General features: G+C 66.5%; 15 protein-coding genes. All 15 read left to right on the plus strand.

The window, feature by feature from the left end; translation table 11 throughout:
- The first annotated feature begins 18 nt into the window (after positions 1-18).
- The 15 genes from ACFQBT_RS06305 to ACFQBT_RS06375 all read left to right on the plus strand — a co-directional run bounded on the left by ACFQBT_RS06305 (position 19) and on the right by ACFQBT_RS06375 (position 14,989).
- Positions 19-633, plus strand: coding sequence for a helix-turn-helix transcriptional regulator (locus tag ACFQBT_RS06305; RefSeq protein WP_377821238.1), 615 nt, complete (start codon positions 19-21; stop codon positions 631-633).
- 265 nt (positions 634-898) lie between these two features.
- A complete protein-coding gene (gene ftsZ, locus ACFQBT_RS06310; protein ID WP_377821239.1) occupies positions 899-2,062 on the plus strand; it encodes a cell division protein FtsZ in 1,164 nt (387 codons plus the stop codon).
- Between the two features lie 28 nt (positions 2,063-2,090).
- Positions 2,091-2,828: a purine nucleoside phosphorylase YfiH/LACC1 family protein gene (locus ACFQBT_RS06315; RefSeq protein WP_377821241.1), complete on the plus strand. Its 738-nt coding sequence runs from the start codon at positions 2,091-2,093 to the stop codon at positions 2,826-2,828.
- Positions 2,825-3,535: a YggS family pyridoxal phosphate-dependent enzyme gene (locus ACFQBT_RS06320; RefSeq protein ID WP_377821242.1), complete on the plus strand. Its 711-nt coding sequence runs from the start codon at positions 2,825-2,827 to the stop codon at positions 3,533-3,535. The genes ACFQBT_RS06315 and ACFQBT_RS06320 overlap by 4 nt, the downstream gene beginning before the upstream one ends.
- Before the next feature lie 42 nt (positions 3,536-3,577).
- Positions 3,578-4,096: a cell division protein SepF gene (locus ACFQBT_RS06325; protein ID WP_377821243.1), complete on the plus strand. Its 519-nt coding sequence runs from the start codon at positions 3,578-3,580 to the stop codon at positions 4,094-4,096.
- A gap of 48 nt (positions 4,097-4,144) precedes the next feature.
- A complete protein-coding gene (locus ACFQBT_RS06330; protein WP_377821244.1) occupies positions 4,145-4,423 on the plus strand; it encodes a YggT family protein in 279 nt (92 codons plus the stop codon).
- A gap of 164 nt (positions 4,424-4,587) precedes the next feature.
- On the plus strand, positions 4,588-5,547 hold the full coding sequence (locus tag ACFQBT_RS06335; protein WP_377821245.1) for a DivIVA domain-containing protein: 960 nt from the start codon (positions 4,588-4,590) through the stop codon (positions 5,545-5,547).
- A 152-nt stretch (positions 5,548-5,699) separates the two neighbouring features.
- A complete protein-coding gene (locus ACFQBT_RS06340) occupies positions 5,700-6,674 on the plus strand; it encodes a TraR/DksA family transcriptional regulator (protein WP_377821247.1) in 975 nt (324 codons plus the stop codon).
- Complete coding sequence (gene lspA / locus ACFQBT_RS06345; RefSeq protein ID WP_377821248.1) at positions 6,647-7,207, plus strand: signal peptidase II; 561 nt, start codon at positions 6,647-6,649, stop codon at positions 7,205-7,207. Before ACFQBT_RS06340 ends, lspA begins: the two co-directional genes overlap by 28 nt.
- Positions 7,204-8,139 (plus strand): RluA family pseudouridine synthase, encoded by a 936-nt coding sequence (locus ACFQBT_RS06350; protein WP_377821250.1) that lies wholly within the window; start codon positions 7,204-7,206, stop codon positions 8,137-8,139. The genes lspA and ACFQBT_RS06350 overlap by 4 nt, the downstream gene beginning before the upstream one ends.
- Before the next feature lie 93 nt (positions 8,140-8,232).
- Positions 8,233-11,790, plus strand: coding sequence for a DNA polymerase III subunit alpha (gene dnaE, locus ACFQBT_RS06355; RefSeq protein WP_377821252.1), 3,558 nt, complete (start codon positions 8,233-8,235; stop codon positions 11,788-11,790).
- A gap of 87 nt (positions 11,791-11,877) precedes the next feature.
- On the plus strand, positions 11,878-12,165 hold the full coding sequence (locus ACFQBT_RS06360) for a hypothetical protein (protein ID WP_377821253.1): 288 nt from the start codon (positions 11,878-11,880) through the stop codon (positions 12,163-12,165).
- A gap of 50 nt (positions 12,166-12,215) precedes the next feature.
- Entirely contained in the window at positions 12,216-13,163 is a 948-nt protein-coding gene (locus ACFQBT_RS06365) for an ABC transporter substrate-binding protein (protein ID WP_377821255.1), read from the plus strand.
- Positions 13,164-13,298: 135 nt separating this feature from the next.
- On the plus strand, positions 13,299-14,135 hold the full coding sequence (locus ACFQBT_RS06370) for a carbohydrate ABC transporter permease (RefSeq protein ID WP_377821257.1): 837 nt from the start codon (positions 13,299-13,301) through the stop codon (positions 14,133-14,135).
- A complete protein-coding gene (locus ACFQBT_RS06375) occupies positions 14,135-14,989 on the plus strand; it encodes a carbohydrate ABC transporter permease (protein ID WP_377825383.1) in 855 nt (284 codons plus the stop codon). Before ACFQBT_RS06370 ends, ACFQBT_RS06375 begins: the two co-directional genes overlap by 1 nt.
- Positions 14,990-15,000 lie beyond the last annotated feature (11 nt).

A 15,000-nucleotide genomic window follows, 5' to 3' on the forward strand; every position in this document is an offset into this window, starting at 1 on the left:
GTGTGATGAGATGGTCACATGTCGACTGGTGCAGCCCCACCGGAGGTGAGCGGACCGGTGGCCATCGCCAGCCAGATCCCGCTGCACTGCGACGTCCTGCGCGTTGCGCTGCGGGCCTTCCCCGCCCGGGTGGTCCACCCCTCGGAGACGGCGGACGCAGCAGACCACGTGATCGTGATCGACCGGCTCACCGACGATTTCGAGGCGTACCTGGCCGGCGCCCGCACCGGGCAGCTCCCGGTGGTGGTGTGGGGCGGCTATCTGCATCCGACCGGCGTGCAGGAACTCGTACGCCGTGGCGTGGCCGGCTACGTCTCCGGGATCGGCTCGCGCGATCAACTGGTGGATGCGGTCAGGACCGTTCGACTGGGCATGAGCTGGCTGCCGGCGCTGCCTGCGGAAACGCCCTCGGGACTGACCCGTGGGGAAGCCCGGGCGCTGCGTGCCTATCTGATCGACTACCCGCGCGAGAGTCGCAGGCAGGTCGCGGCCCGGCTGGGCATCAGCGAATCGACGCTCAAAGCGCACCTCGCCAACGTCCGCGGCCGGCTGGACGACTCGTCCGCGTCACGGCCCAGTCTGCGGCGCGCTCTGCTGGCCCGTGGCTGGTTGGACGGACCTGAAGGACCTTGACCTCGACTCAAGGCTTACGGTCGCGGAGGGCGGAAGGGCCTCGTAAGATCGGGCGAACCAACCGGAGAAACCGAGGAACTCCCGGCTGCGGTGTGTCGTCTGGCAAGGTCACCCTCGACCTCGCATGATGGTTGCAGCGCCGCGTCGGCCCGAAGTCTGAGGTTCGACCGGATGCTCAGACCCAGGGTCGTGCGTGATAGACCTGCACCACGCGCACGACTGCACGTTTCGCATCACTGACGCCCCACCGAAAGGCACCCCGGCCGTGGCCAATCCGCAGAACTACCTCGCCGTCATCAAGGTCGTTGGCATCGGCGGTGGCGGCGTCAACGCAATCAACCGGATGATCGAGGTCGGTCTCAAGGGCGTCGAGTTCATTGCGATCAACACCGACGCGCAGGCGCTGTTGATGTGTGACGCCGATGTGAAGCTGGAAGTGGGTCGCGAACTCACCCGTGGCCTGGGCGCCGGTGCCGACCCCGAGGTGGGCAAGAAGGCCGCCGAGGACCACGCCGAGGACATCGAGGACGTGCTCAAGGGTGCGGACATGGTCTTCGTGACCGCAGGCGAAGGCGGCGGCACCGGCACCGGTGGCGCGCCGGTCGTGGCCCGGATCGCCCGCGGTCTGGGTGCCCTCACCATCGGCGTCGTCACCCGCCCCTTCACCTTCGAGGGCCGGCGCCGCGCCAACCAGGCCGACACCGGCATCAGTGCGCTGCGCGAAGAGGTCGACACCCTCATCGTCATCCCCAACGACCGGCTGTTGTCGATCAGCGACCGCAACATCTCCATGCTCGATGCCTTCCACAGCGCCGACCAGGTGCTGTTGTCGGGTGTGCAGGGCATCACCGACCTGATCACCACCCCCGGACTGATCAACCTCGACTTCGCCGACGTCAAGTCCGTGATGCAGGGGGCCGGGTCGGCCCTGATGGGCATCGGATCGGCGCGCGGGGACGACCGGGCGATCAAGGCCGCCGAACTGGCCATCTCCTCCCCGCTGCTCGAAGCCAGTATCGACGGCGCACAGGGCGTCCTGTTGTCCGTGCAGGGTGGCAGCGACCTCGGGTTGTTCGAGATCAACGAAGCAGCGCGTCTTGTGCAAGAGGCCGCCCATCCCGAGGCCAACATCATCTTCGGAGCGGTCATCGACGATGCGCTGGGCGACGAGGTGCGGGTCACCGTGATCGCGGCCGGATTCGACGGCGGTTCACCGCAGCGACGCGCTGACGACCGCGCCCTCGGTCAGATCCAGAGTGCCTCGCGTGCTGCGGAGCCCCCGGCTGCGGCTGCGCAGCCACCGGTCGTCCCGGTCGAGCCCGCCGGCCAGGACAGTGCACCGCCGCAGAGCGCGCCCGGTGTGGTCCCCCCGAACGAGGTCACTTTCGATGACCGGCCGGACCTGGACGTTCCCGACTTCTTGAAATGACCCCGTCGCCGGCGGTTGGCTGACGGCCGTGTTCTTCTGGTCCGAGCAGATCACCGGTCCGCGTGGTGTGGTCATCGACTGCTACTTCACCGATCGCGAGGGCGGTGTGAGCACCGGCGAGCTGGGTTCGCTCAATCTCAGCGGTGCTGTCGGGGACGACCCGGCAAACGTCGAGACCAATCGCGGCAAACTGGCCGCTGCCCTGGGTGTCGACCGGTCGCGGCTGCTGTTGATGAGCAGCCGGCACAGTACGACGGTCGTCCCGGTCATCGATCGATCCCCGTCGAAACCTGCCGACGGCATGGTGACGGCGACGCCGGGTTCGGCGCTGGTCGCTCTGGCTGCCGATTGCGTGCCGATCCTGCTCTACGACGCCATTGCCGGTGTGGTGTCAGCCGTCCACGCCGGCCGGGTCGGGATGGCCGACGGAATCGTCGGTGAGGCGGTCCGGGTGCTTCGCCGGGCAGGGGCTGAGCAGATCCACGCGATTGTCGGTCCGGCCATCTGCGGCCGCTGCTATGAGGTGCCGGGCGACCTGCAGGAGTCGGTCGCCGGGCGCTGGCCGGTCACCCGGTCGGTGACGTGGCGCGGCACTCCGGCGATCGACGTACCTGCGGGTGTCGTGTGGCAGTTGGCCGAGGCGGGCGTCGAGGTCAGGTGGGTCCCCGGCTGCACCATGGAGGATCCAAACCTGTTCTCCCACCGTCGGGGCCGCCCCGGCGGGCGGGGCGGGGGCGTCATCGTGTTGCGGGAGGCCGCGTCGTGAGTGATGCGCGCACCGAGGAACTCGCCGGCGCCCTGGATGCGGTCCGCGAGCGGATCGCCGCCGCCTGTGATGCGGCGGGACGACCAGCCGGCGATGCGCATCTGGTCGTGGTGACCAAGTACTTCCCGGCGGCAGACGTGCAGCGACTGGCCGACGTGGGGGTCGTCGACATCGGCGAGAGCCGGGACCAGGAAGCCGCCGCCAAACTGGCCGAACTGGCGCCGGACGTGCGCGAGCGGCTCCGGGTGCACTTCATCGGGCAGATCCAGTCGAACAAGGCCAGGCACATCGCGGCGTACGCCGATGTGGTCCAGTCCGTGGATCGCGCCAAGGTGTTGGCGCCGCTCGCGCGCGGTGCTCTGGAGCGGGGCCGGGTGCTTCCGGTGTTCTTGCAGGTCGATCTCGCCGGGGACGACGAGGGACGTGGCGGCGTCCTTCCCGCGCAGTTGCCTGCGCTCGCCGACGCGACGGCGACGACGGAGGGTCTGGAACTTGTCGGCCTGATGGCTGTCGCGCCGTTGCACGTCGACCCCGCTGCCGCGTTCGACCGGCTGGCGGTCCTGTCCCAGCGCCTGCACGAGGACCATCCCGGTGCGACCTTGATATCCGCCGGCATGAGCGGCGATCTGGAACAAGCGGTGGCCGCGGGGGCGACACACCTGCGTGTCGGAAGCGCAATCCTGGGGGTTCGACCCGCACGACGGTAGCGTCCTACCCGAGAACGGCCGGGTCGAACAAGGGAGCAGTCAGTGAGCGGGGCATTGCACAAGACGATGGTCTACCTGGGGTTGGCCGAGGCCGATACCCGTTACGACCAGGGCCACCAGGGCGGTGACGATTCCTACGCCGACGGCGGATACGGCGCATACGACGACTACAGTGACACCGGTTATGCCGACGAGCAGGCCGCGCCCGCACCGGCCGCCGTCACGCCGATCACCAAGAACACCGCCGTCGCCACTCAAGCCAGGTTCGAGGCCAACGCAATGAGCCGCATCAACACCATCCACCCCCGCACCTACAACGAGGCCAAGGACATCGGGGAGTCGTTCCGCGCGGGCGTTCCGGTGATCATGAACCTCTCCGACATGGACGACACCGACGCCAAGCGGTTGGTCGATTTCGCAGCCGGTCTCGTGTTCGGGTTGCACGGCACCATCGAGCGGGTGACCGCCAAGGTGTTCCTCCTGTCACCGGCCGGCGTGGAGGTCAGTTCCTCCCAGGCCGACGCCGCAGCGGCAAACCGGGGTCTGTTCAACCAGAGCTGAGTCACTCCGATGCCGTGACCCGGTGTCGGATGGCGCACAATGACTGCCATGTCGACCGTCATATCGGTGATCGCGCTCCTGCTGTACCTGTTCTTCATCGTGCTGCTCGGCCGCCTCGTTCTGGACTGGGTACAGGTCTTTGCCCGTGACTGGCGCCCGCGCGGCCCCGTGCTGGTGGTCGCCGAGGGCATCTACACCATCACCGACCCGCCGCTGAAGTTCCTGCGCCGGCTGATCCCGCCGCTGCGCCTGGGAAATGTCCGGTTGGACCTGGCGTTCCTGGTGCTGGTCCTGGCCATCTCACTGCTGCTGTCGGTACTGCGCTAGGGCGCTGCGTGCGGATGCTGCGGGCTGCTCATTGGAGCACCCGAGTGTGTGCAGCCGCTTCAATCTTCTATGGTGTGCAGTGGACTACTCGCAAATTGTTGCCTTCGCACGCCCCGGCTCAGCCGGCCGTGACGCGGACAACCCGATAGCACTGAGGTGAACACATGGCGCTGACGCCTGAAGACGTGGTCAAGAAGGAGTTCACCAAGCCACGTGGATTCGGCGGTGGCAAGGGGTACGACGAGATCCAGGTCGACGACTTCCTCGATGAGATCGTGGTGGAGTTGCGGCGGCTGAACAGCGAGAACGAGCAGCTGAGCGCGCAGCTCGACGATTGCCGTCGCTCCAAGGGTCAGTCCGCACCGGCTACCGCGGGCGGATCGGCCGCCAGGGATGCCGACGTCACCGCCGAGGTGCCGACCGGGGCTGCTGCGTCCGCCGAGGCCGACCCGGCCATCGCCAAAAAGGCCAATGAGTACGAGGTGCAGCTCAAGCAGCTGCAGGACGAACTGGCGGCCGCCAAGGACCAGTTGACCCAGACCCAGGATCAGCTCCAGCAGGCCGAGGCCCGTAAAAAGGAGCTCGACCAGCAGATCTCCGCAGCGCAACAGGATCTGGCGGCTGCCCAGCAGGAGGTCGAGCGCACCAAGCGCGCGGCCACCGAGCAGCAGGCCGAGAGCGCCAAGCAGGCGGTCGCGTCCTCCGCGGTCGCTCCCGAGGCGGGCGCGGCAACCGTGATCGCGCTGGCTCAGAAGCTGCACGACCAGCACGTTGCCGAAGGCCAGGCGGCCCGCGATCAGTTGTTCAAGGAAGGCGAGGACAAGCACGCGGCGCTGCTCGCCGAGGGCACCCAGAAGCGCGACCAGTTGGTCAGTGAGGGTGAAGCCAAGCGCGATCAGCTCGTGCGCGACGCCACCGAGAAGTCGCAGGCGCTGGTTCAGGACGCCGAGCAGAAGAAGTCGACCATTCTCACCGAACTCGAGAACGAAAAAGCTCGACTCAATGGTGACATCGAGGACCTCAAGTCGTTCGAGAGCAACTACCGCAAGCAGCTCAAGGACTACATCACCGGTCAACTGCACCAGTTGGAGACCACCGGAGTGGAGCAGCAGCAGACCAGCTGATTCCGACCTGCACCTTGACGCCGATCACCCTTCGGGGTGATCGGCGTTAATGTGTGCGCGTTTGTCACCGTTCTCGCGCCGGCTCTGCACTACTCTCTGAGCCAATTGCGCGCCCGATCTGCAGCGCGTCCTTCGAGATGAGGATCCCGGCAGTGAAGAAACCAGCATCGGCGACAACGAGCACCGCTGGCCGTTCCGCCAACCGCGCGCCCATAGCGGCCGCGAAGGGGAGCGCGACCGCCGCCGGGGGTGCCCAGAAAAAGGCTGTCGCGAGGAAGGCGCCGGCCACGAAGGCACCGACCAAGAAGGCGCCGGCTAAGGCTGCGGCCAAACCCGGCACCGCCAAAGCAACAGCGACCAAGAAATCAGTGACCAAGAAGTCAGCCCCCAAGAAGTCAGCCCCCAAGAAGTCAACGCCGGTCAAGAAGACCGCCGCGGCCGAGAAAACCGCGGCTGCGAAAAAGTCAGCTCCGGTCAAGAAATCTGCGCCGGTGAAGAAATCAGTGGCCGTGAAGAAGGCGCCGGTCCAGAAGGCGGCCCCGGACAAAGCGCCCGCGAGCAAGAAGGCGAGCTCGAGATCTTCCGCGGCGACCACAACGGTTACGCGGGCGGCGTCGAAAGCACCGGCGGACAAGGCACCGGCCAGCAAGACCGCCGCTGCCCGGAAAGCAGCGTCGGCGACCACCACGGCGGCCAAGAAGGCCACTGCCAACCAGGCGGCTCGCAAGGCCGCCGCGGCCCTGCTCGTTGCCGAGGACGAGTCGCCCTGGACCCCCAGCGAACTGGCCGAGGTGGCCGCCGAGTTGCGGGCCGACGTCCAGCGTCTCGAAGGTGAGGTCGCGCACTTCGAGCACGACTTCACCGATCTGATCCGGGGTGGCGGAGACGGCGCCGGCGACGACCAGGCCGACGTGGGCACCATGAACGTCGAACGCGACCACGAGCTCTCGCTCGCGGACAACTCACGGGCAATGCTCGAACAATCCCAGCACGCCCTGGAGCGGATTGCCGATGCGACCTACGGGATCTGTGAGAGTTGCGGCAAGGCGGTGGGCAAACTTCGACTGCAGGCCTTCCCGCGTGCGACCCTATGCATGGCATGCAAACAGAAGCAGGAACGCCGATAGGCGCACACGAGACCGAATCCACCGCTCCCCGGCGGCGCACCATCGCGCTGCTGGTCCTTGTCGCCGTCGCCGGCTACACCGTCGACCAGCTGACCAAAGCCTGGGCCGTACGGGCATTGGAACCCGGCTCGCCCAAGCAGGTCGTCGGCGATCTGCTGCAACTGGATCTGGTGCGCAATCCGGGTGCGGCGTTCTCCTTCGCGACGAATGCGACCTGGGTGCTGACGATCATCGCGATCGTCGTCATCGGGGTGATCTGCTTCATCGCGCGCCGCTTGCGCAGTTGGCCCTGGGCGGTGGCGCTTGGCCTACTGCTGGCCGGGGCACTGGGAAACCTCACCGATCGGTTCGCGCGGCCGCCCGGCGGTGGCCAGGGGCACGTCATCGATTTCCTGCGGTTGCCGCACTGGCCGGTCTTCAACGTGGCGGACATGTGCGTCGTGACCGCGGCCTGCCTGATCGCGCTGCTGGCCTTCCGGGGCGTCGGGATCGACGGCCGACGCCAGCACGACGTACCCGATGACGCCTCGTGAGTGAGGTCAAGGCGCTGCCCATCCCCGAAGGTCTGGAAGGCGAGCGCGTCGATGCCGCGATCGCCCGGTTGCTCGGCTTCTCCCGCACCCGGGCGGCCGAACTGGCGGCGGCGGGAGCGGTCACCCTCGACCAGCGCGCGGTCGGCAAATCGGATCGGGTCAGCGCCGGTCAGTGGCTCGAGGTGAGCATGCCGGCCGACTTCGGTCCGCGCAAGGCGACGGTTCGCCCGCAGCTCATCGAGGATCTGGGCATCGTCTACGACGACAGCGAGATCGTGGTGGTGGATAAACCGGTGGGCGTCGCTGCTCATCCCAGCGTGGGCTGGGACGGCCCTGATGTGGTCAGCGGTCTGGCGGCTGCCGGCTATCGGATCTCCACCTCGGGAGCGCCGGAGCGGCAGGGCATCGTGCAGCGGCTCGACGTGGGCACCAGCGGTCTGATGGTGGTGGCCAAGAGCGAGCGCGCTTATACCGTTTTGAAGCAGGCCTTCCGGGACCGCACGGTCGACAAGACCTACCACGCCCTGGTGCAGGGACTGCCCGACCCGATCGAGGGCACGATCGAGGCGCCGATCGGGCGGCACCCGAACCACGACTACAAATTCGCGGTCATGAATTCCGGACGCTCCAGCACCACGCATTACGAGCTGCTCGAGGCGTTCCCAGCCGCATCGCTGCTGACCGTGCACCTGGAGACCGGGCGTACCCACCAGATCCGCGTGCACTTCAGCGCGTTGCACCGTCCGCTGGTCGGCGACCCCCTCTACGGCGCCGACCCGGGGCTGGCCAAGAAGCTGGGCCTGGAGCGCCAGTGGCTGCACGCGGTCGAGCTGGGCCTGGCCCATCCGGGGTCAGGGGAGTGGATGACGTTCACCAGCCCGTACCCGGCCGACCTGCAGCACGCGCTCGACGTGTTGCGCGCCACCGACTGAGCGACACTCCGGACACGCTCCCGACCTGCATGGACGTACGTCGGCGGCGGACCGTGGCGTGGACTGTCGCCGGGCGGATCTAGAATCGTCCCGATGTCTTCAGATCCGGGTTTCGTCCACCTTCACGTCCACACCGAGTACTCCATGCTCGATGGCGCTGCGAAGGTGAAACCCCTTCTGGCAGAAGCGGAAAACCTCGGAATGCCCGCGATCGCGATGTCCGACCACGGCAACATGTTCGGCGCCTACGACCTCTACACCGCGGCCAAGGGCGGCCCGGTCAAACCGATCCTGGGCATCGAGGCCTATCTGGCGCCCAGCAGCCGGCACTCGCGCACCCAGGAGTTCTGGGCGCGCGACGGTGCGCGCGGCGACGACGCCAGTGCGGAGGGCGGCAAAGACGTCTCCGGCGGCGGTCGCTACACCCACATGACGATGTGGGCCAAGGACAGCCGAGGTCTGCGCAACCTGTTCCGGTTGAGCTCGCTGGCCAGCTACGAGGGCTACTACATGAAGCCCCGGATGGACCGTGAGCTGCTGTCGCAGTACGGCGAGGGGATCATCGCCACGACCGGCTGCCCCTCCGGTGAAGTGCAGACCCGGTTGCGGCTGGGGCAGTTCGATGCGGCCCTACAGGCGGCGGCCGACTACCAGGACATCTTCGGCAAGGAGAATTTCTTCCTGGAGCTGATGGACCACGGCCTGGACATCGAAAGATCGGTGCGCTCGGGCCTTCTGGACATCGCGGGGCGTCTGGACCTGCCGCTGCTGGCGACCAACGACAGCCACTACATCACCAAGGACCAGGCCGACAGCCACGACGACCTGCTGTGTGTCGGGGTGGGTCGCAACAAAGACGATCCGCGTCGGTTCAAGTTCAACGGCGACGGCTACTACATCAAGACTGCCGCCGAGATGCGCGAGGTCTTCCGCGAGTTGCCGGAAGCGTGTGACAACACGCTGCGGGTGGCGGAGATGGTCGGTGACTACGACGAGGTGTTCACCTACGTCGACCGGATGCCGCAGTTCCCTGACGTGCCGGAAGGCCAGACCCAGGCGGCCTACCTGCGCGAACAGATCGCTCTCGGCGTCAAGGATCGGTTCGGCGACGACGCACCGCAAGAGGTGTGGGACCGGATCGAGACCGAGATGGCGGTCATCGAGCCGATGGGCTTCAGCTCCTACTTCCTGGTGGTCGCGGACATCTGCAAGTACGCCCGCGACAACGGGGTGCCGCTTGGTCCGGGCCGTGGGTCCGCCGCCGGATCGTTGGTTGCCTACCTGACCCGGATCATCGAGCTGAACCCGCTGGAGCACGGACTGCTCTTCGAGCGGTTCCTCAACCCCGAGCGCATCTCCCCGCCCGACGTCGACCTCGACTTCGATGACCGCCAGCGCGACAAGATGGTCCGTTACGTCACCGAGAAGTACGGCGCCGAGTTCACGGCGCAGGTCAACACCTTCAGCACGATCAAGGCCAAGGCCGCGGTCAAGGACGCCAACCGGATCCTCGGTTTCCCCTTCGCACTCGGTGACAAGATCACGAAGGCTATGCCGCCGGACGTGCAGGGCAAGGGTGTCCCGCTGAAGGACCTGTTCAACGCCGAGCATCCGCGCTACGCCGAGGGCGGTGACTTCCGGGCGCTGTATTCCGCCGAGCCCGAGGTCAAGAAGGTCGTCGACACCGCGATGGGCCTTGAAGGTCTGACCCGCGGCACCGGCGTGCACGCGGCCGCGGTCATCCTGTCCGCCGAGCCGCTGCTGGATCTCATCCCGCTGCACCGCCGGGACAAGGACGGCACCATCATCACGGGCTTCTCCTACCCGCAATGCGAGGAGATGGGCCTGGTCAAGATGGACTTCCTGGGCCTGCGCAACCTGGGCATCATCGACCAGGCGCTGAAGAACATCGAGGCCAACCGCGGTGAGCAGTTGACCACCGAGAACATCCCGCTGGATGACCCGACCACCTACCAATTGCTGGGTCGCGGTGACACTCTCGGTGTCTTCCAGCTCGACGGCGGCGGGATGCGCACCCTGCTCAAGCAGATGGCGCCGACCGGCTTCGCGGACATCACCGCCGTGCTCGCCCTTTACCGGCCCGGTCCGATGGCCGCCAACGCACACACCGACTACGCCGATCGCAAGAACGGCCGTAAACCCATCCAGCCCATCCACCCCGAGCTCAAGGCGGCCCTGGACCCGATCCTCGGTGAGACCTATCACCTGCTGATCTACCAGGAGCAGATCATGGCGATAGCCCGCGAACTCGCGGGCTACACCCTTGGCGGTGCGGACCTGCTGCGCCGCGCGATGGGCAAGAAGAAGCCGGAGATCCTGGCCAAGGAGTTCGACAACTTCTCCTCCGGTATGGCGGCCAACGGTTACTCGCCGAAGGCAACGCAGGCGCTGTGGGACGTCATGCTGCCGTTCGCCGGCTACGCCTTCAACAAGTCGCACGCCGCCGGGTACGCGTTGGTGTCGTGCTGGACGGCGTACCTCAAGGCCAACTATCCGGCGGAGTACGCAGCGGCGCTGCTCACCTCGGTGCAGGACGACAAGACCAAGATGGCCACCTACCTGGCCGACACCCGGCAGCTCGGCATCAAAGTGCTGCCGCCGGACGTCAACGAGTCGATGGCCGACTTCGCGGCCGTGGGCCAGGACATCCGGTTCGGTCTGGCGGCCGTGCGCAACGTGGGCGCCAGCGTGGTCGAGGGGATCGTCGCCGCCCGGGAGGAGAAGGGCAAGTTCACCTCGTTCGAGGACTTCCTGCGCAAGGTGCCGGCCCAGGTCTGCAACAAGCGGACTGTCGAATCCCTCATCAAGGCAGGCGCATTCGACGATCTCGGGCACCTGCGTCAGGGCCTGGTCCACGTCCATGAGACGTACGTCGACTCCCTGGTCGAGGAGAAACGTCACGAGGCCGTCGGGCAGGACTCGCTCTTCGGCGGGTTCGGTGACGACGAGGGCGTCCAGCTAGCGGCGCTGCCGCCGGTGCCGGAGATCGAATGGGACAAGCAGACGCTGCTGGCATTCGAGCGGGACATGCTCGGTCTCTACGTCTCGGATCATCCGTTGTTCGGGATCGAGCGCATCCTGGCCAGTCATGCCGATGTCTCCATCGCCAAGTTGCACGGCGACGAAGCACCGGACGACGGCTCGATGGTGACCATCGCCGGACTGATCACGGCGGTGCAGCTCAAACGCAACAAGCAGGGTGAGACCTGGGCTATCGCGACGGTCGAAGACCTCGAGGGATCGATCGACGTGATGTTTTTCGCCAAGACCTACATGACGGTCCAGACGATGCTGACCCCTGACACTGTCTGTGTCATCAAGGGCCGGCTGCGGTTCCGCGACGAAGAAGTGTCGATCCACGCCCAGGATCTGAAGCTGCCGGAGTTGCGCACCGACGCTCGGGGTCCGGTCACGCTCGTCATGCCGCTGTCCCTGGCCAATGAGGGCACGGTGCAGCGGTTGCGATCGGTGCTCGGCGGCCATCCGGGTGCGACCGAGGTGCATCTACGTCTGGTCCAACCGGGCCGCACCGTGACGATGAAGCTGGACGACGAGTGGCGGGTCACGACCTCACCAGCCCTCTTCGGTGACCTGAAGGCGCTGCTGGGACCCAGTTGCGTGGCAGGCTGAACCACCGCAGTCGATAAGCCACGCGTTTGGGTTATGGTCTGCATCAGTTTGCGTTATGGATGCGCGGCGGTCGAAAGGACGGCAACGATGACGGGATCTGCAGCGAGCGGGGCCACCCGACGCAGTGTGCTGGGTGCGGCCGGAGCGGGTCTGGCCGGCTTGGCGCTGGCCGCGTGCGGTGGTAATACCGGCCGGCCGGCCGACGGCGGTTCGAGTGCCGGCGGCAAACCGACGCTGGCGCAGTGGTACCACCAGTACGGCGAGGACGGGACCGAGGCCGCCGTCAAGCGGTTCGCCGCGGCGTACCCGAACGCCACCGTCAACGTCACCTGGGTGCCCGGTGACTACGACAAGAAGGTTGCCGCCTCCTCCTGACCAACGCCGGCCCGGACGTCTTCGAGGCGGGTAACGGTCCGACCATCGACATGATCACGGGCAACCAGGTGGTCGACCTCAGCGAGTTGCTTGGCGACGCCAAGTCCGATTTCACTCCTGCCATGCTCGAGCGGATGACCTACGAGGGCAAGCTCTACGGGATCCCCCAGGTCATCGATCTGCAACTGCTGGTCTACCGTCCGTCACTGCTGCAGCAGGCGGGTGTGCAACCACCCAAGACCCTTGACGAATTGATCGACGCGGCAGGCAAACTCACCCAGGGGAAGGTCAAGGGGCTCTTCCTCGGCAACGACGGCGGTGCCGGGGTGGTGGGCGGCCCCGTGCTGTGGTCGTCCGGGCACGATTACCTCACCAGTGACCACAAGCCGGACTTCAACAATGCCGAGGTGCAAGGGGCGCTGGCCAAGCTGCACACCCTCTTCGGTTCCGGGCACCTCCTGCTCGGCGCCCCGGCGGATTGGTCCGAGCCCAACGCGATCGCCCAAGGGCTTACCGCGATGCAGTGGACGGGACTGTGGGCTCTGCCCCAACTGCTCAAGACCCTCGGGGACGACCTCGGAGTGCTTCCGTTCCCGGCCATCGGATCGGCCGGCCGGCAGTCGGTCCCGTTCGGCGCCTACGCGTCCGCCGTCAGCGCCAAATCCGGCCACGTCGATGCAGCGAAGGCGTTCGTGAAATGGCTCTGGGTCGACCAGACCGACAAACAACTCGAGTGGGCGCAGTCGTATGGCTTCCACATCCCGGCCCGCACCAGTCTGATCGCGAAGGCGGACAAGCTGAAGTCGGGAGTCGCGGCGCAAGCGGCCGGGTTCGTCAACAGCTACGGCCACGCGCAGACCCCGTTGCTGTGGACGCCGACCAGTTCCGCCGCGTTCAGTGACGCCGTCGACAAGATCATCCGCTCCGGCGCAAACCCGGCCAGTACCCTCGCTGCCGTGGAGAGCACCGTCAGCACCGAGTTGAAACGGTTCGCGTAACCCGTAGATGAGTACGACGTCCGCCGACGCAGCGGGTACCCCGGGCGGCCGCCCGCCGTACCCGCTCGTCGTCGCTTTTCCACTAGCCCGCACCTGTGGTTCTGGATCTTCACCGGGCCGTTCCTCGCCGGGCTGTTGGTCTTCACCGTCATCCCGATCATCTGGTCGATCTACCTGTCGTTCTTCGAAGCCCGCAACACCGTCACCCCGACGCAGTTCGTGGGGTTGGGGAACTACGCCCGGATGCTGTCGGATCCGGCGTTCCGCTCCAGCCTGCTGACCTTCGTGGTGTTCGCGGTGTTCATCGTCCCGACCACCTTCGCGCTATCCCTTGCGTTGGCCGTTCTGGTCAACAGTGTGCGCTTCGCGCAGGCATTCTTCCGGTCGGTGTTCTTCCTGCCGATCGCCTGTTCCTATGTCGCGGCCGCGCTGATCTGGCGCAACTCGCTCTTCTCCGGGGTCAGCTCGGGTCTGGTCAACAGCGTGCTCGCCCTGTTCGGCCAGGATCCGGTCGCGTGGCTGTCGGTGGTGCAACCGCCCTGGTACTGGTTGGTGATCACCACGGTCCGCCTCTGGTTGCAGGTCGGGTTCTACATGGTGCTCTTCCTGGCGGCGCTGCAGCGCATCCCGCGCGGTCAGTACGAAGCCGCTGCGCTCGATGGTGCCGTCGGCTGGAAGGCGTTCCGCTACATCACCTTCCCGCAGTTGCGCGCCACCTCGACTGCGGTGCTGATGCTGTTGCTGGTCAACGCGTTCCAGGCGTTCGATGAGTTCTACAACCTCATGGTCAACAGCTCCGGCACCTATCCGCCCTACGCTCGCCCGCCGCTGGTCTACCTCTACAACATTGCTTTGGGCAGCGTGCAGGACTTCGGCAACGGCAGCGCGGGCGCGGTCATCCTGACCTTGATCATCGCGATCTTCGCGCTGCTGCAGGGCCGGCTCACCGGCCTGGGTAGAAGGGCGCAGTGATGGCCGCCGTGGGACTGGATCGCAGTTCGTCGCGGGTGGCGACGACCGCACGCTACTTCGTGCTGGTAGCGCTGGCGCTGGTCTTCCTGGTGCCGTTCTACCTGATGGTTCGCAACGCCCTGTCAACCGATGCGCAGATCACCAACCCCGAGGGCTGGACCTGGTTCCCGAGCAACCCGCAGTGGTCCAACATCACCGAGGTCTTCTCCGACTCATCGGTCCCCTTGGCGCACAGTCTGTTGAACTCCGCGATCATCGCCGTCACGCAGACCGTGGTCGTGCTGGTGATCTCCGCGATGGCCGGCTACGGGTTGGCACGCGCACGGGTGCCTTACGCCAACGCGGTGTTCTACCTGGTCCTGGCCACGCTGCTGATCCCCGCGGCCGTCACCTTTGTGCCGACCTTCGTGATGGTGTCCACGCTCGGCTGGGTCTCCACCCTGCGCGGATTGATCGTGCCGGGGCTGTTCCAGGCATTGGCGACTTTCCTGTTCCGGCAGCACTTCCTGGGCTACCCCCGGGAGTTGGAGGAGGCGGCGATGATCGACGGCGCCGGGCCGTGGCGGACCTTCTGGCGGATCGTCATGCCCACCTCCGGCGGGATGCTCGCCGCGGTCGGCACCATCACCTTCATCGGCAGTTGGAACGCCTTCCTCTGGCCACTGGTCATCGGCCAGGACCAAAGCTCGTGGACCGTGCAGTTGTCGCTGTCGACCTACGTGACCGCGCAGAGCGTCAATCTGCACGGCATGTTCATGGCTGCCCTGATCTCCATGCTCCCGTTGTTGCTGATGTTCCTGCTGCTGCAGCGCTGGATCGTCGCGGGGGTGGAGCAAACCGGGATCAACGAGTGACCGTAGATTTG

Source organism: Branchiibius cervicis (genome assembly GCF_042661605.1).
In the GTDB taxonomy this organism is placed as follows: Bacteria; Actinomycetota; Actinomycetes; order Actinomycetales; family Dermatophilaceae; genus Branchiibius; species Branchiibius cervicis.